Origin of the sequence: Psychrobacter piscatorii (assembly GCF_043641605.1) — a bacterium.
In the GTDB taxonomy this organism is placed as follows: Bacteria; Pseudomonadota; Gammaproteobacteria; order Pseudomonadales; family Moraxellaceae; genus Psychrobacter; species Psychrobacter piscatorii_C.
The window spans coordinates 243,940-267,498 of record NZ_JBHZRK010000004.1; the positions used below are offsets into that span (position 1 = coordinate 243,940).

The 23,559-nt window shown below is 42.4% G+C and carries 20 protein-coding genes and 1 pseudogene; 8 read left to right on the top strand and 13 right to left on the bottom strand.

The window, feature by feature from the left end:
• Positions 1–28: 28 nt before the first annotated feature.
• The 6 genes from ACHUET_RS05870 to ACHUET_RS05895 all read right to left on the bottom strand — a co-directional run bounded on the left by ACHUET_RS05870 (position 29) and on the right by ACHUET_RS05895 (position 5,289).
• The gene (locus ACHUET_RS05870) at positions 29–586 is read right to left on the bottom strand and encodes an IS630 family transposase (protein ID WP_394211483.1); all 558 of its coding nucleotides are present in this window, start codon (positions 584–586) and stop codon (positions 29–31) included.
• Entirely contained in the window at positions 528–866 is a 339-nt protein-coding gene (locus ACHUET_RS05875) for an IS630 transposase-related protein (protein WP_394211421.1), read from the bottom strand. The genes ACHUET_RS05870 and ACHUET_RS05875 overlap by 59 nt, the downstream gene beginning before the upstream one ends.
• 44 nt (positions 867–910) lie before the next feature.
• A complete protein-coding gene (locus ACHUET_RS05880) occupies positions 911–2,059 on the bottom strand; it encodes a hypothetical protein (RefSeq protein WP_394211423.1) in 1,149 nt (382 codons plus the stop codon).
• Between the two features lie 216 nt (positions 2,060–2,275).
• The gene (locus ACHUET_RS05885; RefSeq protein WP_394211425.1) at positions 2,276–2,689 is read right to left on the bottom strand and encodes an antiterminator Q family protein; all 414 of its coding nucleotides are present in this window, start codon (positions 2,687–2,689) and stop codon (positions 2,276–2,278) included.
• Positions 2,690–2,823: 134 nt separating this feature from the next.
• Positions 2,824–3,843, bottom strand: a complete 1,020-nt coding sequence (locus ACHUET_RS05890; RefSeq protein WP_394211427.1) for a coiled-coil domain-containing protein — start codon at positions 3,841–3,843, stop codon at positions 2,824–2,826.
• Between the two features lie 117 nt (positions 3,844–3,960).
• Positions 3,961–5,289 (bottom strand): tyrosine-type recombinase/integrase, encoded by a 1,329-nt coding sequence (locus ACHUET_RS05895; RefSeq protein WP_394211429.1) that lies wholly within the window; start codon positions 5,287–5,289, stop codon positions 3,961–3,963.
• A gap of 369 nt (positions 5,290–5,658) precedes the next feature.
• Here ACHUET_RS05895 and ACHUET_RS05900 point away from each other — a divergent pair, with 369 nt between their 5' ends.
• Together ACHUET_RS05900 and ACHUET_RS05905 are read left to right on the top strand one after the other, a co-directional pair.
• Positions 5,659–8,106, top strand: a complete 2,448-nt coding sequence (locus ACHUET_RS05900) for a site-specific recombinase (RefSeq protein WP_394211431.1) — start codon at positions 5,659–5,661, stop codon at positions 8,104–8,106.
• 234 nt (positions 8,107–8,340) lie between these two features.
• The gene (locus tag ACHUET_RS05905) at positions 8,341–8,976 is read left to right on the top strand and encodes a BLUF domain-containing protein (RefSeq protein WP_394211433.1); all 636 of its coding nucleotides are present in this window, start codon (positions 8,341–8,343) and stop codon (positions 8,974–8,976) included.
• Positions 8,977–9,022: 46 nt separating this feature from the next.
• Here ACHUET_RS05905 and ACHUET_RS05910 read toward each other — a convergent pair whose 3' ends face one another.
• Positions 9,023–9,859: a symmetrical bis(5'-nucleosyl)-tetraphosphatase gene (locus ACHUET_RS05910; protein WP_394211435.1), complete on the bottom strand. Its 837-nt coding sequence runs from the start codon at positions 9,857–9,859 to the stop codon at positions 9,023–9,025.
• 46 nt (positions 9,860–9,905) lie between these two features.
• Positions 9,906–10,769 (bottom strand): 16S rRNA (adenine(1518)-N(6)/adenine(1519)-N(6))-dimethyltransferase RsmA, encoded by an 864-nt coding sequence (rsmA, locus tag ACHUET_RS05915; protein WP_394211437.1) that lies wholly within the window; start codon positions 10,767–10,769, stop codon positions 9,906–9,908.
• Between the two features lie 517 nt (positions 10,770–11,286).
• On the opposite strand from rsmA, the gene ACHUET_RS05920 reads away from it, so the two are divergent.
• The gene (locus ACHUET_RS05920) at positions 11,287–12,066 is read left to right on the top strand and encodes a transglutaminase-like domain-containing protein (RefSeq protein ID WP_394211438.1); all 780 of its coding nucleotides are present in this window, start codon (positions 11,287–11,289) and stop codon (positions 12,064–12,066) included.
• Positions 12,067–12,236: 170 nt separating this feature from the next.
• Positions 12,237–12,410, top strand: coding sequence for a transposase (locus ACHUET_RS05925; protein WP_394211440.1), 174 nt, complete (start codon positions 12,237–12,239; stop codon positions 12,408–12,410).
• A 205-nt stretch (positions 12,411–12,615) separates the two neighbouring features.
• On the opposite strand, the gene ACHUET_RS05930 is transcribed toward ACHUET_RS05925, so the two are convergent.
• The 3 genes from ACHUET_RS05930 to ACHUET_RS05940 form a co-directional block, all read right to left on the bottom strand.
• The gene (locus ACHUET_RS05930; RefSeq protein ID WP_394211442.1) at positions 12,616–13,764 is read right to left on the bottom strand and encodes a catalase family protein; all 1,149 of its coding nucleotides are present in this window, start codon (positions 13,762–13,764) and stop codon (positions 12,616–12,618) included.
• A gap of 47 nt (positions 13,765–13,811) precedes the next feature.
• A complete protein-coding gene (locus tag ACHUET_RS05935; protein ID WP_394211443.1) occupies positions 13,812–15,425 on the bottom strand; it encodes a Dyp-type peroxidase in 1,614 nt (537 codons plus the stop codon).
• A 129-nt stretch (positions 15,426–15,554) separates the two neighbouring features.
• Positions 15,555–16,187, bottom strand: coding sequence for a hypothetical protein (locus tag ACHUET_RS05940; RefSeq protein WP_394211445.1), 633 nt, complete (start codon positions 16,185–16,187; stop codon positions 15,555–15,557).
• A 348-nt stretch (positions 16,188–16,535) separates the two neighbouring features.
• Between ACHUET_RS05940 and ACHUET_RS05945 the strand changes: the two are divergent.
• Positions 16,536–16,850: pseudogene (locus ACHUET_RS05945) on the top strand (DDE-type integrase/transposase/recombinase); the annotation flags it as partial.
• Between the two features lie 375 nt (positions 16,851–17,225).
• Here the strand turns inward: ACHUET_RS05945 and ACHUET_RS05950 are convergent.
• Both ACHUET_RS05950 and pdxA read right to left on the bottom strand, forming a co-directional pair.
• The gene (locus ACHUET_RS05950) at positions 17,226–17,990 is read right to left on the bottom strand and encodes a hypothetical protein (protein WP_394211447.1); all 765 of its coding nucleotides are present in this window, start codon (positions 17,988–17,990) and stop codon (positions 17,226–17,228) included.
• A 281-nt stretch (positions 17,991–18,271) separates the two neighbouring features.
• Entirely contained in the window at positions 18,272–19,372 is a 1,101-nt protein-coding gene (pdxA, locus tag ACHUET_RS05955; protein WP_394211449.1) for a 4-hydroxythreonine-4-phosphate dehydrogenase PdxA, read from the bottom strand.
• A gap of 297 nt (positions 19,373–19,669) precedes the next feature.
• Between pdxA and dnaB the strand changes: the two genes are divergently transcribed.
• The 3 genes from dnaB to argF all read left to right on the top strand — a co-directional run bounded on the left by dnaB (position 19,670) and on the right by argF (position 23,480).
• Entirely contained in the window at positions 19,670–21,073 is a 1,404-nt protein-coding gene (dnaB, locus tag ACHUET_RS05960; RefSeq protein WP_201598694.1) for a replicative DNA helicase, read from the top strand.
• 178 nt (positions 21,074–21,251) lie between these two features.
• Positions 21,252–22,358 (top strand): alanine racemase, encoded by a 1,107-nt coding sequence (gene alr / locus ACHUET_RS05965; protein WP_394211451.1) that lies wholly within the window; start codon positions 21,252–21,254, stop codon positions 22,356–22,358.
• 201 nt (positions 22,359–22,559) lie between these two features.
• A complete protein-coding gene (gene argF / locus ACHUET_RS05970) occupies positions 22,560–23,480 on the top strand; it encodes an ornithine carbamoyltransferase (protein WP_165597694.1) in 921 nt (306 codons plus the stop codon).
• Positions 23,481–23,559 lie beyond the last annotated feature (79 nt).

A 23,559-nucleotide genomic window follows, 5' to 3' on the forward strand; every position in this document is an offset into this window, starting at 1 on the left:
TTGTCGTCTGCTTCGGTTATGTCTATAGTCAGTTTAATATAAAATCGATACAGCCCATATCATGAAAAAGTTTAGGTAAATTATTCTCCATCCATCCTTGGCGTAGAAACTTTGCTTGTGCCCATTTTTTCTCGATGGGATTTAGATCAGGACTATAGGGCGGTAGAAATAAAAGGCGATGGCCATGCCTATTAAGCAGTCGTCGTACTCGTTTATGAAAGCTTGCATTATCCATCACAATCACGCATTTGGTCTCAAGACTAGGTATTAGCGAGTGCTTGCACCAGTTATAGAATATATCTCCATTGATATTTTTCTCGAAGTAATCAAGTGCAAATAATGCTTTTCCGTACAGGGCACCAATGACGTTGGTACGTTTTTTACCTTGCCAATTATAGCGATCGATACAAGGTTTACCTATCGGTGCATAGCCATAAGGTCTTATAGTCTCAGCCTCAAAGCCACTTTCATCCATATAAACAATAGGATAGCCTTGAGTCATATAATCATCCAAATGATTGAGGTAATTAGCTCTTTTTATCGGACAGGCTTTTGGATGTTCTAGTGTCTTTTTTTTGACTGATATTTAATCGTTTTAAGGCATGATGAATGCCTGTTTTGCTACAGTTTAATCGTCGGGCACGTTCATACTGATAGTCATCAGGATACGCTTTGACATCGTTCAGCAAAACGTCATCAGGTATTCTAGTCGGCGCTTTATCTCGACCTTTCTTAGGCTCTAAAGTCTGTCTCCAGCTATGTATGGTACTGGTGCTAAGCTCGTAAAAAGCAGCAGCTTCTCTAACAGTCAGACCATTATCGATGCTAGACAGTACTTGTTTACGATAGTCTATTGAGTAAGTCATGGTTTATCTGAATAGTTGATTGGTTTTTATGTATTGTATCGGTTTTATCTGAACTCTACTATAGCAGCTCTAACTGACGGTACCTTGCCCGCTATTGGGCCAACCGCGCCACCACCAAATAGCCCATACATGGCGCCTTTATTGTTCAGCAGACGAGTGATAGTTGCTCGAGATTGCGCCAAACCCTCTTTTTGACTTTCATATTGCGCCAAACGCTCTTGGTTCTTGATGTTTTTCTCAATCTGCTTAGTGGTCAATCCAGCCGCATACTGAGCTTGTTTAAACTCAAGGTTTTTAATCTGAACACCAAGCCTATCTCTAGTCACTTGATTTGCCTCGCTTTGCAACTGTAATTTAAGCTGCGCTAACTGATTAGTGACCGCCTGTTGTGCTTGAGCGTCTGCACGAGCAATAGGTATATCGGTTGCTTGCGTGGTTTTTAGCGTTGCACCAGCCGTGTTGTTTGATGCCTCGGAGGTCAACACAGCTTGCTTATAAGGGATTAAGGCTGTGGTTTCACCTGCTGTCGCCAAGTCTTTTTTGGCTGTCGCATAATTACCTGCTGTTTTAGACTCAATCTCGTCTTTTTTGACTGGCGTTAATGTTGTTAACTCATCTATCTCGGCTTGCGTTTTAGCTCTATCGATTGGCGCTGCCTCTTCTGCAATACCAGCGCCTGAGTAAGAATCGTAGGCTGCACCTGCATCTTTACCTGCTAACAACGAGTAATTCATCAATAGTGCTTTTCTAGCCGCTTGTGGGTCTGTTGCCATCCATTCAGCCATCATTGAGTATTCTTCTGCCTTATCAGGCAACCCCATATCATTGTAGGCGGCTGCCTTATCACGCATTTTCTGAACCGCTAAATCAGGCCTATCACTACCAAGTGCTGATATACTTGTACTCATATCAAACAACATGGACTGCTGCTCTTTTTGCTCAAGCGCATCGTAATATTCCTTTGCACCCTTCGTGTATTCAGGATATTGAGCGACAACACGACTGATCGCGCTTTGGTCGTTCCAGTCTAACTGTCCAAGCTCTTGCTGTGCTTGAATTTTACGCGCTTGTTCGGCTTGTTGGGCTTGCAGCGTGTCTCTATTTTGGCGTAGTTGCTGCCCTTGACCGTATGCCTCAAGCACACCATCAAACCGACTGCTCATGCCTTGTAAATAACTTTGTGCGAGTTGCATTGAAATCTACCTCTCTTAATATTGTTAGCTCAAGTTTTCAGATTGAAACTAACGTTGATTGAGGTTATCAGTATGGCTCAAGCCTGTATTATGGGCATCCTAACTAGGGTGAAGCTATGCCCTAATTGGGATGCAAATTTATGCCTAGTTATTCATTTGGCATTAAAAAAGCCACACTTATTAAAGTATGGCCGCTTTATTATTGGCAGTGTAGTGTCAGTGGTTTAACCGTGTTTGGCCAACTATCAAACCTGCGATAAATCCTTCAGCACGTGCTATATGCTGTACAGCGGTATGCGAGCTTACTTTGCTAACGCCGTCCTTACCATACTTGAGCGGCGTTAAGTAATGCTCTGCTATGCCATTGGCACTCATACGGTCAATATATTTTAGCTTTAAAATCTTGCCTTCTAAGGGTTTACATTCGCATAGAATGGTTACTAGTCTTTCTACTTTTAGAGCTTCATCATCAGTGAGAAACATAGCGGTACGCGCTTTACTTCTTTCTACAACTTGCTCACGTATCATTCTCGCCATTGGACTTGAATACCCTAAACCGTTGCCTTCTGATAGCGCCCAATTGCCCCAAGCCGTAAGCAATTCCTGTACTTCTATATTTAAGTCAATCATACAAAACCCCAAAAAAAACTAATGTAAAATTAATTAGGTCATTACCTCATAACTATTGAGCCGGTCCAGTATGTTTAATAGTTAGAACAAACTCATCCTAAATGGATAAAGTTGTACCCTAGTTAGACCACGGGCTATTTCTTAAGGTTATGCGGCTTTTTTCTTTCATCGGCTAGCGCATCTTTTGCAGCCTTAAAGCGCTTTTGTAATGATGTCTTACCTTGTTTAAATATAGATTCTTCTGTAGCCATTCCAATAATGACAGCTTCACTAGAAAAAGGTGCTTTGTTATCCATCCCTTTCGGGGCGGTCATCAACTCGAGTAGCATGCCTATGGTAGTTTGATAGCTTGTGGCGGTATTTTCATCCAACTGATCAGTAGCATTAGCCAGTCTTTTTTCAGTTTGTTTTAGTTGACGGGTAAGGCTGTCTATCTGTGCTTGAGCATCGCTGTTGATAGCAATCGGATCTTGTTCGTCTGTTTGCTCTGACTCATCTTTTCTGACTAAGTTTATTTCCGAATCTAGCTTAACTGGCTTGAAGATAGAATAGTCAGGCCTGAACATATCGTGATTGACTAGCTCTAACTGATTGTTCTTGATTATGAATTTATGATTGAAGTGTTCAACCAAGTTTATGATATTTTCTATAGGTACTTTGATTGGCCGTTTAATCTTATCAGCTAGCATTTCTTTGATGACAAAATCAGACAGCCTGTCTTCAATAAGTCGCTGCTCCATAATGAAGTCATGCTGGGCAACCATGGAAACATCCACTTTATCAGTAAAATCAAAGCCAGTTTTTGCAATGAAATCTAATTGATTAAGCTCGATAGGATCAAAGTAAATGCTTCTTAGTCTATCTACAATACTTTTCGGCAAGTCCCTCGATACCCTTTCGGCACCAGGATGTTTGTCTTTTATTTCATGAAGTAGGTCTGATATAACCTTGCTACCGTTGCTGAAACCGACGGCTTCATAACTTATTTCTTCTAAGAAGTAGGCGCTCACCTTATCTTGAAAGTGGTTGTACTGTAAGAACCCTATAGAAGAGTGAATAGAATCATCAGAAATATTAAGTAAAATCTCTAAGAATGTCGAGAAACGTAAATGTGTGTCGTAACCTTTAGGTTTTTCAGAAAAAAAGTAACTCATTTTTGCACCCTCGCACACCCTTAAATAAAATAGGTGCAAGGCAGTGACAGCATAAGGGTGCAATTGCTGCCGTTCGGGTAATTAGTCCTAGCCTTGCATAGTCATTACAGCTAAGCATCAGCCTAGCTTTTGTTCTTCTGATTGTTTGAAGTTGGCATGAATAACATTATCAAACTTGCCAGCCTTTATATTGTCTAGGTAGGTCGCCCAGTCATTCATCATGTGCGTTCTACCATCTGAAAAATCAAAACGGCTATGTGCTTTGCCATACTTATTAAGCATTGCATGACCTAATTGTATTTCGGTTATCAGTTCATCATAGCCCAGTCGTTCCATCAGCATGGTTTTTGCACTGGCTCTAAAACCGTGGGGGCTGTGAATGTCCTTGTAGCCTTTGCCATTATTCATATCTGGGCTGTTCAATAGCTTATTAATTTCTTGGGCATGATGATACTGCGCTTTTTTGCGTCTAGAGTTATAGAACACATAGTCATAGTCGCCTGTTAATGGCTGCATTTTCTCTAATACAGCTATTGCTTGCGGTGCTAGTGGTATCAGCACACTGTCCACCATATCGTCCCGTCCCTGCCCTTTCTGTGGCTCTAATACCCATTGCTTAGCATTTAGGTCAATATCTGCCCATCTCATAGCGCAAACATCACCAATACGAGCAAACGTGAGGGATAGTAGCTGTAATATGCTTTTGTTATAGAGCTGGCTTGTATCGTCTAGTTGGTCAATATCATTTAACAGTTCGGCAAACTCTTTGGGCTGTGTTAATGATGGGCGGTGCTTTACTTTGTGCTTAATGAGCGTTCCGCCTAAGTCGCTGGCTGGATTGTATTCGATGACCATATGAGCTTTAGCAATTTGTAGAATGCTCTTTAATATGGTTTTTACCGTTAAGCCTTTGTATGAGTGTTTTTTTTGTATGTCCTTAACAAACTTGATAACAATGCTAGGGCTAATATCTGTTACTTTCATATGCCCTAATTTTTGCTGAATGACTTTGATAATAATTTTATTACTCTTAATAGTTGATTGGGATAAGCTCTTGCTGCTTTGAATTTCTAGCCATTCATTAATAAAGTAATTTAAAGTGTTTTGGCGGTCTGCTATGTCTTTTTGTTTTAGGTTATCCCTATGCTCTATTGGGTCTATATCTTTGGCTAACAGTTGCATATTGTCATTGTGACATTGACGGGCATCGGCAAGGCTTAACGCTGGATATTGTCCTAGCGTCATGTAAGGGCGTTTGCCAGTAATTGGGTGGGTGTAACGGTGTCTAAAGTCTGCGGTAGCGTCTTGGCTGTCTTTTCGTGGTCTGACACGTAATTCTAAGCCTTTATAACCAGCGATAGGATAACTAACCGTTTTTTCAGTCTTGGCAGTGTCTTTGATTGCTTTTTTGACTTGGGTATCGGTTGATAGGTCTGCTTTAGTCATCGTCTCATCACCTGTGTTTTGGTAGCCACTTTGGTAGCCAATTGGTAGCCGTTTTCACATTATTTCTAACGTTATCACAGATGACATATTAGCACTAAAGTCAATGTAAATAAAGGGTTTGGGGTTATCAGGTTTTATCAGGCGTTATCAAAAAACGCCGTCTGGTTGCTGTCCTTTTTTTGTCAAAATAACTGCTAACAAAATAATTCACTATCCATGCGTGGTTACGATTAAAATGATGCAAGACAAAGTGTCGCTCAAATGAAATGATAAATTTACCAAGTTTTTAAAAAATCATTACGACTTACTATGCAATGCACAGTAGCAAATAATAAAAACGATTGAAACAACCACAATAAAGGGTGCGACGTGTCAGAATTAAAACGCATTTTACAACAAATTACAGCCCTAAGTGATGTGCCCGATCCGGCGATGCTCAAACGCTTGATCGATGAGTTACGCGTCAGTGACAAGGAACCCGCTTTAGCTAACGAAAACATCCAATCCCTTATTGATATCCTGCATCAACACCCAGAATACGGCGATGGGCTCTCTAGCTTCGTCCTAAAATTAATTATCCAATATCGTCAAATCGCGCTATATACCGATACAGGTATTATGTCGGATCAAGGATTCTTTAATAGCTTAAGACGATTGGTCGGGCATCGGTTTTTGCCGATACTCCCTCAAGATGACTCAGTGGTTGAGCTGGTTGGTTACTTGTTTGATAAGCGCACTGATGAGCGCTGGCTTGCCAATATTGAGACAAAAAAATGGGACGAACTCGTGCAGCTTCTAAGGGTGGAAGAAAAACACCTAAACTTGGTTGCCACGGCAAAAAACAGCATCTTGAACGCGATTATTATTTTATCTTATCGCATCAGCGGTCTTGGCTTGCATCCTGATTTGATGGACGCTTATCCGCAGATGCTCAACTACTCTGCTTCTTTTGTTGCTCAAAACCAAGAAGCGGTGCTCTTTGTAAATCAATACAGACAAGCGCATGAGCTTGATACCTTAACCGACATTACCCCTGAACAAGCCGTTGATCCCGCACCATTGCTGGTCATGATTGAGCAGTGTGAAGATATCGTTGCTACTATCCGCAAACGTATCTACAAAACAGGTATTTCTATTCGCTTGACCAATATGATGCTGCGCTTAGATCAGAGTTTACAGCGAGTGCGTATCTTGACAGAGCTGGTCACAGATGACCATCAAAAAAGAGATCGCGCCGTCATTGAGCTGATACAAACACTGATTACGACTGCCAATCGTCGCTATAGCATTGGCCACTTGATTGATAACAACACAAAATTGCTGTCACGTAAAGTCACTGAAAATGCCAGTCGCGTGGGTGAGCACTATATCAGCACCGATAAGTCTGGCTATCAAAAGATGCTCAAAAAAGCCTCCATTGGCGGTTTTGTCATTGCCTTTATGGCCACCATAAAGATATTGGCTTACCAATTGGCGCTCGCACCGATGGGACGTGCATTTATTAACAGTATGATTTATGGCTTGGGCTTTGTGTTCATCCATGTTATTCGCGGAACTGTCGCTACCAAGCAGCCAGCGATGACCGCTGCTGCTATTGCTTCTACTATATCTGAAGGCTCTGGCAAGAAGTCTCATCAGTTAAATAAGCTATCAGAGTTGGTCGTTGATATTTTACGTACTCAGTTCATCGCTATCATGGGTAACGTTATGTTAGCGATACCCGTTGCACTTATCATCTCTTTTGCTTGGTTACAGTACACAGGCGCACCGATGATTGGTACCGAAAAAGCAGGTCATCTACTCCATGACTTGGATCCGTTTCACTCATTAGCGCTTCCTCATGCTGCTATTGCTGGCGTGTATTTGTTCTTAGCGGGTTTGATCGCGGGTTATTACGACAACTTAGCGGTCTATAACAAAGTAGGTGCGCGTATTCAACGCCATAAACTACTACAACATATACTGCCTGCATCATGGCTTAAGCGTTTAGGCGGCTTCATAGAAGCGAACTTGGGCGCTATCATGGGTAACTTTTTATTTGGGGTTTTCTTAGGTAGTACAGCAACCATCGGCTACATATTCGGCTTACCGATTGATATTCGTCATATTGCTTTTGCTTCAGCGAACTTGGCACACGGATTGTTCAATATATCTGCTGATGACATCAGCTGGAGCCTCATTCTGATTTCTATATTGGGTGTCGCACTTATTGGTATGGTCAACTTGATAGTCAGTTTTTCGCTGGCATTATTTGTTGCTTTACGCTCAAAAGAAGTACGTTTCTTTGAATGGAGTCGCCTCACAAAGCTAGTGTTTGGACACATCATTAGCCATCCTTCTGACTTTTTCTGGCCACGCGACAAGCCAATGAAATATGCACGCATCGATAGTCAAGGTCGTATGATATTTGATGACACTTCAGCACAAAAAAATGGAAAAGCCATACCAAGCAATTATGTGGTACGCCGATTGTCTGATGTCAGAATATTACCCGAGTCTAAGCAAGCAGTAGCGCAAAACGCGGAAGCGAGTACAGACATATACTATGACAGTCAACCACAGGGCGATCACACCCAACCTCACAACTCGCTTAAGAAGGTTGTCAATCTTGATGATGGTCTGGCAGATGAAGAACTAAATAGCACGCCTTATACCGACGATATCCAATATGACAAAGTCACCAAAACGCTCAATACCATCGATATGAATGACACTGTTGGTCACGAGTCAGATCATACGGATGCTGATGATAAGTCTACTGGCGATGCCAAAACACCTTTGCCAAAACCTAAAAAACCGCCAAAGCTGCCTGACTAAAAGGCTCGCTTAAGCGGCTTTATGCTTGGTGAATTATTGAGATTAAAATCATTTGATGTCAGACCTGAAGCACCCACATAACTTAGCTAAAGCTTTTACCCCTTAATCTTGAAAATATGGACGTAGAAGCAAAACTCTCGCACAGCTCAACAAACTTAGGATTCAAAAATCATCTAGAATAATGAGGAGCGGGCTCAATAAGAAATTGGGATAGATCACTAAAAGAGGACAAGAATGAATATAGCCAGTCATAGCAAACTGGAAGAATCTATGAAGGATGTTGCATCAACCTCCCTTGTAAGACTCATCTATGTTAGTAGAGTTAATACCACCGATAGATCTGTATTTGAGCATATCCAAAGACACTCGCATGTCTACAATCAAAATAATAAAATTGCAGGTTTTCTATGCAATGATGAAAAAAGCTTTCTTCAATGCTTAGAAGGCGCAAAAGATGTTGTATTTTCTCTTATGCAAAGAATATTTAAAGATAGGAATCACAGAAAAGTAGATGTCGTTGCTGTTGAACAGGTCAGTCAGTGCCGCTTTGAAGATTGGCGTATGCACAGTCTTAACTTAAGCGCCAGTAACTGGCATAGATTGTCTGATCATGCTCAGTTAGGAGAGATCTCACCATTCAAACCAGAACACTGGCCATACTGGTTTGTTGAATACTTTATCGAATGTGTGAGGAAGTTCGACTACTCTAACATCAGTCATGACACGAACTACATTACCTTTGATGATTTAGGTTACTCTGAGCTTGAAGAAAAATTAACTCAAGATAATATCTTATTATTTATATTTCTTGGGCTACTGGTCGCGTCAACCGCAGCTGTCTTATTATTCAGATACGATGTTATTCCTTAATGACTCAGTTAGATACCTTACTAATAAAAGGTATTTATAGCCAACGTTATGAACTCGGGCACTCTGCACTTGAAGCTATTACCTTGCTGTCACTAAGACGATATGCCAACAGACAGTTGCCCCATACACACCCACCATCGAGTGCACGCGCATATGGTAAATCAATCTCGCCTTGTAGCGCGGCCCAATGACCAAATAGTATCTTACGCGTGCGCGGTACTTGCCACTCAAACCATGGTAAAAAATCAGTTGGCATAGGCTCATCTAGCCCTGCTGTAAAGTCAAACTCAAGCAAGCCATCCTGCTGACATAGGCGCATACGAGTAAAGTAATTGGCAATCGCTCGCATTTTGGTAAAGCCTTCAATGCCTGCGTGCCATTTATCGGCTTTTTTGCTATAGAGATTTGGCAGTAGTTCATCAAGCTGCTCCAAACTGCCTTGCAGCTGTGATTCTAGCTCTTTGGCATATGCTGCTGCTGCCTCAATACTCCAATGTGGTGGAATCCCTGCATGTACCAGCACCGTATGCTCATCCGGATACGCTAATATCGGCTGCCTGCGTAACCACTCAAGCAATTCATCACAGTCATCGGCTGCAAAAATTGGCGCTGTTTTATCTTTGCTCTTGAGTTTTGCAACGCCGCGCCAGACTGCAATTAAATTGATGTCATGATTGCCTAATACGGTTGCTGCAGCGCCCTGCTCACACAATGCTTTGATGTCGCGTAAGGTACTTAATGAGTCCTCACCACGCGCTACCAAATCACCAGCAAACCATAACTTGTCTTGATTAGGATCAAAATCCAATGTCTCTAGTAACTGTAGATAAGCTGCGTGGCAACCTTGTAGGTCACCAATGACATACTGATGGCGAAAACTCATAATACCTCTATGATTTTTATATAATAGTAATTGGTAATTATTTACATTAAACGTCTATATGACGAGCCTGATTGCTTAGGTTGACAAAATCTGTAACGCTTAAGGTTTCAGGACGTGCTTGCGGATCGATACCGCAAGCAGCGAAATCATCCTCACTCAGCGTCGGCAGCAAGGTTGATTTTTTGAAGATAGCACGTAGCGTCTTGCGACGATGGTTAAAGGTCTCACGTACGACAATGGCAAAATACTCTTCATCTTCTGCTACTATCGGTTTATCGATATGCGGTGTCAGTCGAAAAACAGCACTGGTGACTTTTGGCGGAGGATTAAAAGCCCCGCGAGGCACAGTCAGCAAATAATCTGTATCACAGTAATACTGCATAATGACAGACAGACGACCATAAGTTTTGCTACCAACATCAGCCGTGATACGCTCAACCACTTCTTTTTGTAGCATAAAGTGCATGTCTTGGATCACATCCGCATAACTAAGCAGATGAAATAAGATAGGCGTTGAAATATTATATGGTAAGTTACCCACCACGCGCAGTTTGCCGCGCGCTTCGCTATACAGATCACGATAATCAACATGCATGGCGTTGTCTTTGATAATCTCAAAGTTTGGATGACTATTGGCACCAATACGAATACGTAAGCTATCAGCCAAATCGCGATCCAACTCTACGACTGTCATTGCATCTACTTCTGCTAACAACGGCTCGGTCAATGCGCCCATACCAGGCCCAATCTCAATCAAATTGTCATCGCGCTCTAGACGAATACTTTCAACGATTTCGCGAATGACGCTGGTATCATGTAAGAAGTTTTGACCAAAGCGCTTACGCGGCTGGTGCTTGGCAGTACGTAAACTGTTAGAAATGGTTTGGGCATCAAATGAAATTTTGGACATAAAAGAGTCTTAATGTATAAAAGATAAATGGGCGATGATAATGTAATAGTAGCAATGTTTCAGCTTTATAATGGTAAATTATACCACAGCTCATAATTGGGCTGTGTTTTTGAACAATTATTATCGGCAGACGAGCCATGCTTTTGGGTAACTGACCCAGTGAGTTTTTACCTCGAAACCCATTTAATATAAACGCTGCCATGACAACAATGGCAGCATTAAAACGAGCGCTAGCAGACAGGAACAAGTCCAAAGATGTGAGTTACCATAATGGTTGCAGCGTAAAGCTAAATCGATAATGAATCGATTTTTAACGTTTCTCAGATCGGATAAAGCCCGACTACATAATGTAAGTGATCATGTCTCACCTTTTAAGTTTAAAAAGCGGTATTATGATAATTTAATCCTGTCAGGCATTGCTACCTGACTCCAGTAAACCAGTCTCTGATATAGTCGAAGCGGTTCAGCCCCACGCGATCGTCAGCCCACCAGACCCATGCCCTTAGGGAATTCAAATATGATCCTAAAACTTAACGTCACTCTCCATTATCGACTCTCAGAGCCGATGGATCTTTTGCTTCAGATTGAAGCCGCCGATCTTGCGGATCAGCGGGTGCGATCGACCGAGATTTGGACATCAGACGTTGCGCATTTTTCACGGGTCGCCGCTGATGATGGCATAGGAGAACGGATTTGGATTCACGCCGAAGGGGATTTTAGCTGCACTTACCTCGCAGAAATCGACGTTGACCGTCCTGCCTTGGACATATCGGCATTGTCCCAAACGCCCCTGCATCTTTTGCCCGGAGAGACGATCAGACATTTGATGCCGTCTCATTATTGCCCGTCAGACCAGTTCCAAGCTTTCGTGGAAGCCGAGTTTGGCGATCTTGCTGGCGGCGCACGGATTGCTGCGATGCGCGATTGGATCGAGTCGGCGTTTAGCTATGTGCCCGGATCAAGCCACGCCCAAACCACCGCGCTCGATAGTTTTGTTCAACGTCAGGGCGTATGCCGCGACTTCGCGCATGTTCTTGTGACATTAGCGCGCGCGTCGTCGATACCAGCTAGGTTCGCGAGCGTTTATGCGCCTGATGTGACGCCACAAGACTTTCATGCCGTGGCTGAGGTCTATCTCGGAGGGAGCTGGCACCTCATTGATCCGACTGGCATGGCAGGTGCAGACACGATGGCCCGCATCGGTGTTGGGTCCGATGCATCCAGCGTCGCATTCTTAACCTCGTTCGGATCCATGGAATTGGTCAATCAATCGGTATCCGTGACTAGACAAGCTTAGGGTCCTTACCCTAGGCATACAGGCCTGCGCTTAAGACAATGACCGCCGCCATAACAGGAGGGAGGCGGCAGTGGTCTTGCTCACTCGGTTTCGCGCTCTTCACGTTCTTCACCCTGCGGATCAAGGTCTTCGTCCAACAGATCAAGAACACGGTAGGCATGCTATGTTGCGTGTCCAAGAATAAGCAAGACCAAGGTCTGCTGCAAACGAGTAACGGCATCGGTGTTATTGTCTCAAGACAGATGCTGTCCCTCATGCACGATAAAAAATTTATGAAAGTGTCTCAGGCTGCTGCCTTTTTAGGACTGTTCCCTATTCAGTCTCTAAACCCATTTTCAAAGTGATATATTCACTCAATGAGTTATCAGTATATGTTCGGTGCGCTATACAGACATTGAGCTTTATGATTAAAATCTTCCAAGTTAATTTCTACGAGATTGGCGGCAGTGGTCATTATTACCTCAGTATACTTTTTGGTACACCACCAAAAATATTATTAGATTAGTGTTAATAAAGCCTATTAAAACCAATCCAAGTATTTATATATAGTTAAAAGAATGACTTATCAAAAGTTTCTTTTAAGCTCTTAGGCTCGTGGTGTTTAATGTCATTCAGTTTATGACGAGTCTGCGAGGCTATTTGATATGCTTTTAGACGTGACTGTTGCAAATTGCCAATCGGACGGTTTTCCTCTAAGCAACGAAATGGCGTAAAAGACAAGTTTTCCATAATATTAAAATGACCGTCATCAGGCACGTCTTGGCAAGGAATCGTCAGCGTTGCTACCGTCATAAATGGCGCATCAGACTCTTTCCATTCAGTGGTTATCTCTTCAATCGGCTGCTTTTTTAGATGACGACAAAGCTGAATCTGGACATCAAACTGATAGTCATGCTCGCGTATTTCATCGATAATCAGCGGGCGAACAGCTTCCTCGCGTGCATTTACATCAAGCTCACGACGGGTGATTTTTTTAGCCGCTGCTTTGGTTGGCGTGACTCTTATCTTCGCCATATAGTCGCCATGACGCACCACGCCTTGCGAATGAAAATCATAGAGTAAGGTGTTTTTTGGCTCAATCGTTGTAAATCCACCAACTGCTTTGAAGGTTTTAAAAGATTCTTTAGTCGGTAACCTTGAGCCATAGTTGGTTAACCAATTAAAAGCCAATTGCGCTTTACCTCTTGCACCTTTTTCAGTGTATTTTGGTAGCTCTAAAAACAGCTTAGAGATATAAGCGTAATCTTCGATTCGATTACAGAAAAACACCGGATGATTGATTAAATTAAAATCAAAATTAGGGCTCCCTTCTTCTCCGGGCGCTAGTTTTTCACCCGCTACGTCAAAAATCTTAATCGCCAAACCTTGCGCTAAGCCAAGCTTACGATCAGACGATACAATTGAGGCGCCATTAGAAAAACGGATGACGGCATCATGAATGCCTGATTTGGCATAAAGACCTTGCGCGTATTCAGCAGGCAGATTGTCTAATATCTCAAATTTGGCTTTAAGAGCGCAGTAGCCTTTGGCGTGGGCATCGCGCGTGTGATAATCGACGTTACTGGCTTTGTCACTTCGAGCGATATAGTTTTTGATATCGTCTGTAATGGTGCGGATATTACGCTCGTCTTCTGCGCTCAGCTCAATATATTTTGCGTCATAAGGCACATATTTAGGTTTGAATAGTCTTTTTAACATGGTTTTGTAGTCCTTTTTTATAAGTAGTTTTTTTAATATTTAAACTTTTAAGACAATTCACTAATCCATTCTAATGCCGATAAGCTCGGGATAAATAAATACTCACCGCCGTACAAGGTATTGAAAGTCTCGATACCGTGATAACGCTGACGAATAGGGTCAGCAGGTACGGTAAAGGTATCAGTAGCGGCGTCTTTATCGCCATGATGGACACCAAGCATCGGATCTTTTTCTTCTCCTAAGCTCATAAAATTACCATCATTAATCCATTGCGATTGTAAAAATTCAACAGTCTCCATAGCATGAGCATTGATACCGATAAAAAATAGCCCGCGCTCTTTGCCATCGTCCTCAGTCACATCGGGCGGCAATACTTCGCCAAAACCAACGCTGCGCCTAACAATACGGTGAATACGTACGTCTGATAAAATAAAGTCTTTGCTATCTCTTGGATTCATACGCCTAGCATGCGCGCCAAACGGACATTTTTTACCATAAGGGTCATCTTTATAACCAAAATCATTATTACGGCTTGGATCATCACCAAGCGTTTGGTCATCATGCTCAGGAGATAAGACTAAAGGCGCACCTGAACGCCAACGTCCCCACATCTTGGCACCCAGCAACTCAGCTTCTTCAGCGTTTGCGCTATTGTCTTTTAGGAATTTATTAAAGGCGCCAACATGACTGTTATAAGCCCTCAATACCATGAATGAGCCATTTTTGCCTAAGACTTCAGGCTGCGGTATCGGTGCTATCGTGCCCGCTTCTCCTTCATAACCAAGTACAAACTCTCCTGCTGCAATAGCATCATCGGTATTACTGGGCGATGTCTGAATGCCGCTGCCTTTAATCTCTGGGTTACTGATGCCATCTCGATAACCAAAGACGTTTTTAACATTATTGTCTGAGCCGAAAGCATGCTCCATGAGAATTTCAATATCGCCTTTTGCTGGATTATCTTCATCGATATATGACTTGATGTTGTTTTGCAACTGGCTAAGCTTTATCTGCCACTTTTCTTTACTATCAGCAATAATGGCGACGCAAACATGGATATCGCCCTGTTCACCAAAAGGAGCAGCCCAATTTTCTGGTGCATTGACGTCAGCATCACGTAATTTATCAGCGCGTCCTGCCATACCTGCTTTAAAGGACTCTGGAAAACTATCTAATGAGGACTGCGGTACGCCTAGCGCCTCCAAGCCCTGATAAGTCATGACAATAGATAGCGTCGCCTGCATATCTTTATGCCACTCTTTACTTCCAGTCACGTCTGGCAAAACGGTTTTGAGTAGTTGCCGCCCAACTTGTGCATTGTTAATCTTTAGGGCGACGACCGTACCGAAATAAGGCGTCGGTCGGTCGCGTAAAATAATGGATTGAATATCCTCTAATTGCATAGTGACTTTATTTGGATTAAACACGCCACGCGCTTTATGGGCTAGTGTCTCGATACCATCGCCGACTTCTTTTTTGATATCTGCTAACCAAGATTCAAAATTGCTGTCTTCGATACGATTGCCGAACTCATCTTTCAATTCGTGTAATTTGGTGGTTAAAGGATTGTTATTTTTTAAAATATTATTATCTTTTAGAACACTGTTATCTTTTAAAAAATTGTCATCTTTGCTGTCATTATTCCGATTATTTTTACTCATTATTAAACCTATTTTTATCATTGTATGAGTTTACTTTGCCCTTACCCTTTATATCACCCAGCCCATTTAAAAATGTTGATATAATAGAATGGCATAAATTAGTAATATCTTACCGCTTCACTACCAGCATTAAGACTGTGCTTCATCCAGCGCTTTATTAATACCTTTGACAATCCGATCCTGGCGGCGAATATCTTGGATTGTAAGATGCGGAATACCCACATACCAAGCAGCGGCAGTGATTTGATGATCTAAAATGAACTGTTTGACACTCGGGTCTTTAATGCCAGGCCAACCTTTAACGCTGCCAAATAAGATATCCATCAGCTCAGGAATTTTGGTCGCAAAATCGTCGATATAAGGGTCCCAATCGCCATCATAAGCGGTACAAAATAGCACTCTAGTATCGTCATCTAAAAACACAAAGCGTAAATCATGCAACGTACCAACCCGCGTGGCACCTTTTAGATTGCCGCCAGCGATTTTTAAAATCTCCTTTAGACGCTCTGCACCGCCTTGTTTTAAAGGTGCGATAACCGTTAACTCTGAAACCTTACCCGATTTAAGCCCTTTCTCACCGGCAGTGGTCGTTGAATGATCGTAGCCATCATCCCCACCTTCTTTTATATTGGCCATCAGAAGATTGGCGCGCAGCTTAAAAGCATCGATAGATTCAGTGATTTTGTCTTTTAGATCTTCAGAATTATCGATAACAAGTTTTTTATTATTTTTAGAATCATTATTCTTAACATCAGTACTCATAATATTTGCCCTTACAATTATATTGTTATTATTTAGAAATACTTTATAGAAAGGTATCTTCCAAAAAGATACCGTGTACAAAAGATACTTTACAAAAATAAGTTGCCGATTCGCTATCAACCTATTGGTTTTACTATAACAAACATTATAAAAATCTTGAAGCGGAGCAAGTTATTCACACAAAATTAAACAGAGAGTAAACGTCACTATTATTTAATTTTGAACAAAATTTCAAATTTATATTTATTATTTTATAGTTAAGTTTTTATAAAATCGATACAGTTCATATCATGAAAAATTTTAGGCAGATTATTCTCCATCCTTGGTGCAGAAACTTAGCCTGTACCCACTTATATTTGGACTGCTAAGGGTTGGCTTTACTATAGCAGATGTTAAAGACCTCTACACTAAAGAGCTCGTTGTATATGCCATAAGTAAACGCATGACCGCTGATTTAGTATGCCGTGCACTCAATATGGCAATTAAGAATAAAGGGCCAAGCCAAGGGCTGATTTTACTTTCCGACAGAGGAAGTTAGTACTGTAGCTATGAGTATCATAAAATCATTAAGCAGCATAAGTTGAAAGGCTCAACGTTCAAGAGTGGCAATTGTTTTGACAATACTCCGCAAGGGAGAATGAGTTAGTGTATCACCAAGGTTATTAAACAAGGCTTGGAGCCATCAGCGATATCATTAAATATATTGAGCTGAATTATAATGCGGAGCGATGAGCAAAGCACTGCTTTGCAGCGACGTAAGATAAGACAAGAGCTATGCTCTCAGTGGGACTAGGATTCAAAAGAATTTAGGCTATAGATCGCCAAGGCATGTGTGGCTTGATTATTATTGTCAAGCTGCGTAACTAAAATCTCCCAAGTTAATGTCTACAGATTTGACAGCATAGGTCAATAGTCACGGTGTACTTCATGGTGTACCTATCATACATATTCTATTCATGATCGGTGTGCTATACAGGCATCAAACTGATCATGTGAGAGTAACTATAAAATATTTTAATATAATGTTGATAACAATACTTATGACGTTTTTTGAAAGCTTAAAAGTTGTTGCCTGACTAGGTTTTCAATTTTTTGCCAATCAGCAAGATTGTAGCGAGAATAATTCGCCTTAATAGATAGATTCCTCTGCGGCCCTAGATCAAAAAATTGAGAGCAAGGTGGTCTTGGTACGTCTCTATTGTAGCATTCTATATGAGTTATGATTTGTCCCGTTTTATCTCGCCTAAGAAAGACATCCTTTGCGTCTCTGTCTTCACGCCACGGTTTATTAGTAACTGGGTCGATACCTGGTTGCGCATAAACCTCCAGTCCAAATTGAGTCTCATTAAGCGGTTCATACTGATAAACGGGGTGTACATCAGTTGCACTAATGGTTCCATAGCCGATACGATGAACAGGGTTGGGAACAGTCATGCTGTCGCCTGAGTGGACGATGACTGATACCCAAGGATTATCTCCCAAGTTTCTTTTATTGTCTCTACGATAAGCGTTTTTAAGACCTTTATCATTCGTATCTAGCGTAGTGTTGTCGGTATAACGTAGATCGAAGGCGAAGCCATTGATTTTTGAGTCATAATCGCGCATGGGTCTTGGATGCTCACGTTTGTTACCAAACGTAGGGTCACCGTTATACGAAACGAACTGCACAAGGTTTTTAGGCATATCAACAGGAACACCGCCCAAGTCGCCAACATAATTCTTGCGAAGCCCTTCACCATAAAAAGTAATAATAGGTAGGGATAATATTATGGTTATGATTTGGCTGAATTCTTTAATAAACACTGACTACCTCAATAAATGAATATTAATCTTTGCTGTCAACTCTGTAGACATTGACTTGGAAAATTACCATTTTAAAAAAATCTGATCTGCTATTTATTTTTATTAAGGTATACCCCACAGTAGCCAGTCTATTGCACCCCTCAAACCTATTAATAGACTACCTAAAATAGACTGCCATTATGGAACCAGTTATATTAGGTCGTACTTGATGGTTCATAAGTAGGCATTACTGATGCTAACGTTGCCAAATACTGCGTGACAAATATCCCCAAGGCACCGACTTATGCAAGAGGTCTATCGACAAGCGATCTATCAGCCATCTCATTGGCCATATTTAGTGCTTGATATAGACTGGTCGCACTCGCCCCGCCGTGTCCCGCCAAGTCTAGCGCCGTACCATGATCAACAGAAGTACGAATATAAGGCAATCCCAAGGTTAAATTAACAGTATCGCCAAAGCCGTGTGATTTGAGTACAGGTAATCCTTGGTCGTGATACATCGCAATGACCGCATCACAGTTCGCTAAATGTCTGGTGGTAAATAACGTATCCGCTGGCATTGCCTCTGAAATATTGACGCCTGCATCGATGAATTCTCGTAAGACTGGGTTGATGATTTCAATCTCCTCCATACCCAAATGCCCGCCCTCACCTGCATGTGGATTGAGGCCGCAAACTAAGATACGAGGCTGCATGAGACCAAACTTCTCTCTCATATCATCGATGACAATTTGTACCGTTTGACGTACGTTATCCGCAGTAATCGCAGCAGGTATGTCTTTTAATGGCAAATGGGTAGTGACAAGCGCGACCTTCATGGCTTGATTGGCAAGCATCATGACCACTTTGTCACAGCCACTTTGCTGCATAAAGAACTCGGTATGACCGCTAAACATAGTGCCATCTAACAGCTTGATACCAGCATCTATCAGCGCTGATTTTTGTAATGGCCCTGTGACGATAGCGGCAACAGTTCCATTTACTGCTAACTGATGAGCAATGTCTAATTGCTGAGCCACCATCGCTGAGTTGGCAATATTGATTTGTCCGCCAGTAACTGGTTCTGCGCAAGGGACATTAAGCAAAATAAAAGCACTATCAGCGTTGATCTTTTGCTGTGATATCTGCGCTACCAAATTAGCATCGAAATTATCGGCATTTATATCTGTATTGATAGTATGCCAACTAGGTGTACTATCAAAAACGCCAGCTGTAACCAACTCATCTGCACGCACTTGCATCGCGCTCGCATCAGCGGTCACCCAAATGGGACGGTCAAAATCTTGCAGCTTGCCCTCTGCCGCCAAACTCAGTACGACATCCATGCCAATGCCTGCAGGCTCACCAGTCGTGATTAATAATGGTCGTTTTTCTTCTGTCATAATAATAGCCTTTTTTATTCAAATTATTGATTTTATTTTATTTATCGTCAATATTTTCAGTTTTTACGTTTAAACACTGGATGCGGTCTCTTATTTTATGCATAACAACCACTGTAGATTTAGTTGCTTACCCAGCCTAAAAAATCACATTATGTGTTAAACTTTCGCTTCTGATTGTAGCATTTGCAGGCAAATCTAAAACCACGTTTTGGTACGTCTACCGTAGAGATGTACCATATCTGTTTTGCGCTATCATCGACATCCTTTTTTATACCCATTTTGACTCATTAGGCACTCATGGCAGAAAACGACAAAACCGACGACTTACTCAATCAGACACCGCCACACAATATCGATATTGAAAAGGCATTGCTCGCGTCTTTGATGAGTATCGAAGAGGCGTACGACAAGATTGCCGATATCGTTACCAAAGATGACTTTTATGCGGGGCGGCATCAATATATTTTTGATGCCATTGCCCATTTGGCAGCCGTGAATGAGCCTTATGATACGGTCATGGTACACGACTGGTTAGAGGCGCAAAAGCTACTCAAAGGTGCAGGTGGTGACAGTTATTTGGCTGATATTTTGAGCCAAAGTCCGGCGACCTTGTTTAACCTGACCGCTTATGCTCAGCGTGTGCGTGAGCTCTCAACGCTGCGTCAACTGATTACCACGGGTAATGACATGCTGACACTGGCCTATAATCCAAAAGACCAAAGCGTTAGTGATATTCTAGACAATGTCGAAGGCAAGATATTTAGTATCAATGAGCAGCATAACAAACGCGCGGAACAGCGTGGCCCTGTCGGTATTACTTCGGTCTTAACCAATGTTATCGATAAGATTCAAGAGTTAAAATCCAACCCTGACGGCATGATTGGTTTACAAACACCATTTGTCGAGCTGAATAATAAAACGCAAGGTCTGCAAGCGGGTGATCTGATTATCGTCGCCGCGCGTCCTTCGATGGGTAAAACCACTTTTGCGATGAACTTGGCAGAAGGGATTTTGTTTAATGAAGATTTGCCCGTTGTGGTGTTTTCGATGGAGATGCCTGCGGAATCTATTGTCATGCGTTTACTGTCATCATGGGGTGCGATTAACCAGACACACCTGCGCTCTGGTCAAATGAACGAAGATGAATGGGCAAAAATGATGAACGCCATTCAACATCTGCAATCAAAGCATTTGTATATTGATGACAGTACTGCCCTACCGCCCTCTGAGATGCGCTCTCGCTGTCGCCGTATCGCAAAAAACCATGATGGGCGCTTGGGTGCTATCGTGGTCGATTATCTTCAGCTGATGAAAGTGCCAAGTTTAGATGGTAACCGTGTTGGCGAGATTTCTGAGATTTCTCGTAGTCTAAAGGCGCTCGCACGTGAGCTTGAATGTCCCGTGATTGCCTTATCACAGCTTAACCGTAGTCTAGAAAACCGTCCAAATAAACGCCCTATCATGTCGGATTTGCGTGAATCTGGTGCAATTGAGCAGGATGCCGATTTGATTATGTTCATCTATCGTGATGAGGTTTATAATGAAAACTCAGACCACAAAGGCGTGGCGGAAATCATCATTGGTAAACAACGTAACGGCCCTATTGGTACCGTACGTCTGGGTTTTGAAGGTCAATTTACCCGCTTTATTAATCTAACGCCAGAATACTATCAGGGCGTCAGTTTTGAGAATGATGAGTAACCAACCTTATAAATTTAACCTTGATCAAGACTGAGCCTTGCATAAAATTAGGTTTAGTCGTAGGTTAATAAGTAATTTTATATAATCAGTTTTTAATACCATAGCCAGTACCGCATCCGCCCAACCGATGTAGTGCTGGCTTTATCACTTCATAATTCTACTCATATAGAAGGCGATTATGCGCACTATTACCATAAAACCAAAAGCCCTTACCCATAACCTAAATCAAGTAAAACAACGAGCACCCCAATCGAAAGTATTGGCCATGGTCAAATCCAATGCTTACGGACATGGCGTAGCGGCAGTCTTGCCAGCCCTGCAGCAAGCAGATGGTATCGGTGTCGCAACGTTGACTGAAGCGCTAGAAGCCAGACAGTTAGGCTGGGATAAAACCATCGGTCTAGTAGAAGGGGCATTTAGCGCTGATGAGTGGCAGCAAGCGATCGAGCATGAGATTAGCTGCGTGATTCACCACGGACCACAGCTAGATTGGGCACTACAAAATATTCCACCCGCCAATAGTGCAACTAATGTGGTTTGGCTCAAATACAACACGGGTATGAATCGCTTAGGCTTCAATGCTGAGGGTGTTTTATCAGCAGCAAAGCGTCTACATGAGGCAGGCTATCAGCTGATACTGGCCACACATTTTGCGAATGCTGATGATCATGACCATCCATTAAATGCGATGCAGATTGAGCGTTTCTCAAGCGTACTAGCGACTTTGAAAGATACCATTAACCCAGATATCCAAGGCTCACTATGCAACTCTGCTGGTGTCGTCAACTTTCCAGAGTACCATTATGATTGGGTACGTCCAGGCATTATTTTATATGGTAGCTCGCCTGTCGTTGACAAAAGCGCACAAGAATTAGACTTGCAGCCCGCGATGGAGTTTAGTGCTCAAATCATGGCATTACAAACGGTCAGTGCCAATGATGCTATCGGCTATGGTAGCCGCTGGCGTGCGCAGCAAGACACCAGAACCGCTCTCGTGAGTGTGGGTTACGGAGACGGCTATCCGCGTGTAATAAGTGACGACGCTTATGTCACCGTCATCGATGCTAACGACAATCAAAGCTACCGTTGTCCTGTGATTGGGCGTGTGGCAATGGATATGATCGTCATTGATGTCAGCAAAACGCCTGAAAGTCTTGCTATAGATAGCAAGGTCATGCTCTGGGGCGATGCGCCGCGCGTCGATGAAGTTGCAGGTCATGCTGGAACGATCAGCTATGAGCTATTATGTCGCCTCAGCATACGTCCAAACCGTACACAGGCGTAGTCATTAGCATACAAGTATTGTGGCTTGCTAATGTGATTTCTGTCTATTTAGCAAGCCATTAAATCTCGATAAAATTGAACGTTTACATTGAAAGTAAATACGCTATACTAAAAGTTTGTTGTCAACCCAGTATACGCACTGACGCGATACTATTGAACACTGATGACGTTTCACTGACTGCGATCGACTGCTAGGATTACTATGAGTTTGCGCCATTTTTTAACCTTATCTGATTTAACCAAACAAGAACTAGAAAACTTAATCAAACGCGCAAGCGAATTGCGTAAGATGCAACACGCAGGCGAGATATACCAGCCTTTTGTTGGTCGAACGCTTGGCATGATATTTGAAAAATCTTCAACGCGTACCCGTATCTCATTTGAGACAGGTATGGGTCAATTTGGTGGTAATGCTATCTTTTTATCACCTAACGATACTCAGCTCGGTCGCGGCGAGCCACTAGAAGACTCCGCTCGCGTGATTTCTAGCATGGTTGATATCATTATGATTCGTACCTTTGGTCACGAAAAAGTAGAAACCTTTGCTGAATATTCAAGCGTACCTATTATCAATGCATTGACCGATGACTACCATCCTTGTCAATTGCTCGCTGATATGCAGACGTATTACGAACATCGCGGCAGTATCGAAAACAAAATCGTCACGTGGGTTGGTGATGGCAACAACATGTGCTCATCATTCATGCAAGCGGCTAACCAGTTTGGTTTTGAGCTGCGCGTGGCAGCGCCTTATGGATTCGAGCCTGATCCAAAGCTTATGGAGCGTTTCTCACACTGTGTGAGCTTGGTAGAAAACGTACAAGACGCGGCCAAAGACTCTAACTTAATTGTCACCGATGTATGGGCAAGTATGGGTCAAGAATCCGAGCAAAATACGCGCGCACGTCGTTTTGCCCCGTATCAAGTGACGCCGTCTCTATTAGACAAAGCCGATCCTGAAGTGGTGTTTATGCACTGCTTGCCAGCCCATCGCGGCGAAGAAATCTCCCACGATATGCTCAACGATCCGCGCTCTGTCGTCTGGGATGAAGCTGAAAACCGCTTACATGCCCAAAAAGCATTGATGGAGTTTTTGCTAAAAGACAAAATCAAGTTGTCTTAATCACTTACACACACTCATAGCTAAGCAAAGTAAGTTACTTGTAAAGTAAGACACAAAAAAGGCAGACTATATATTAGTC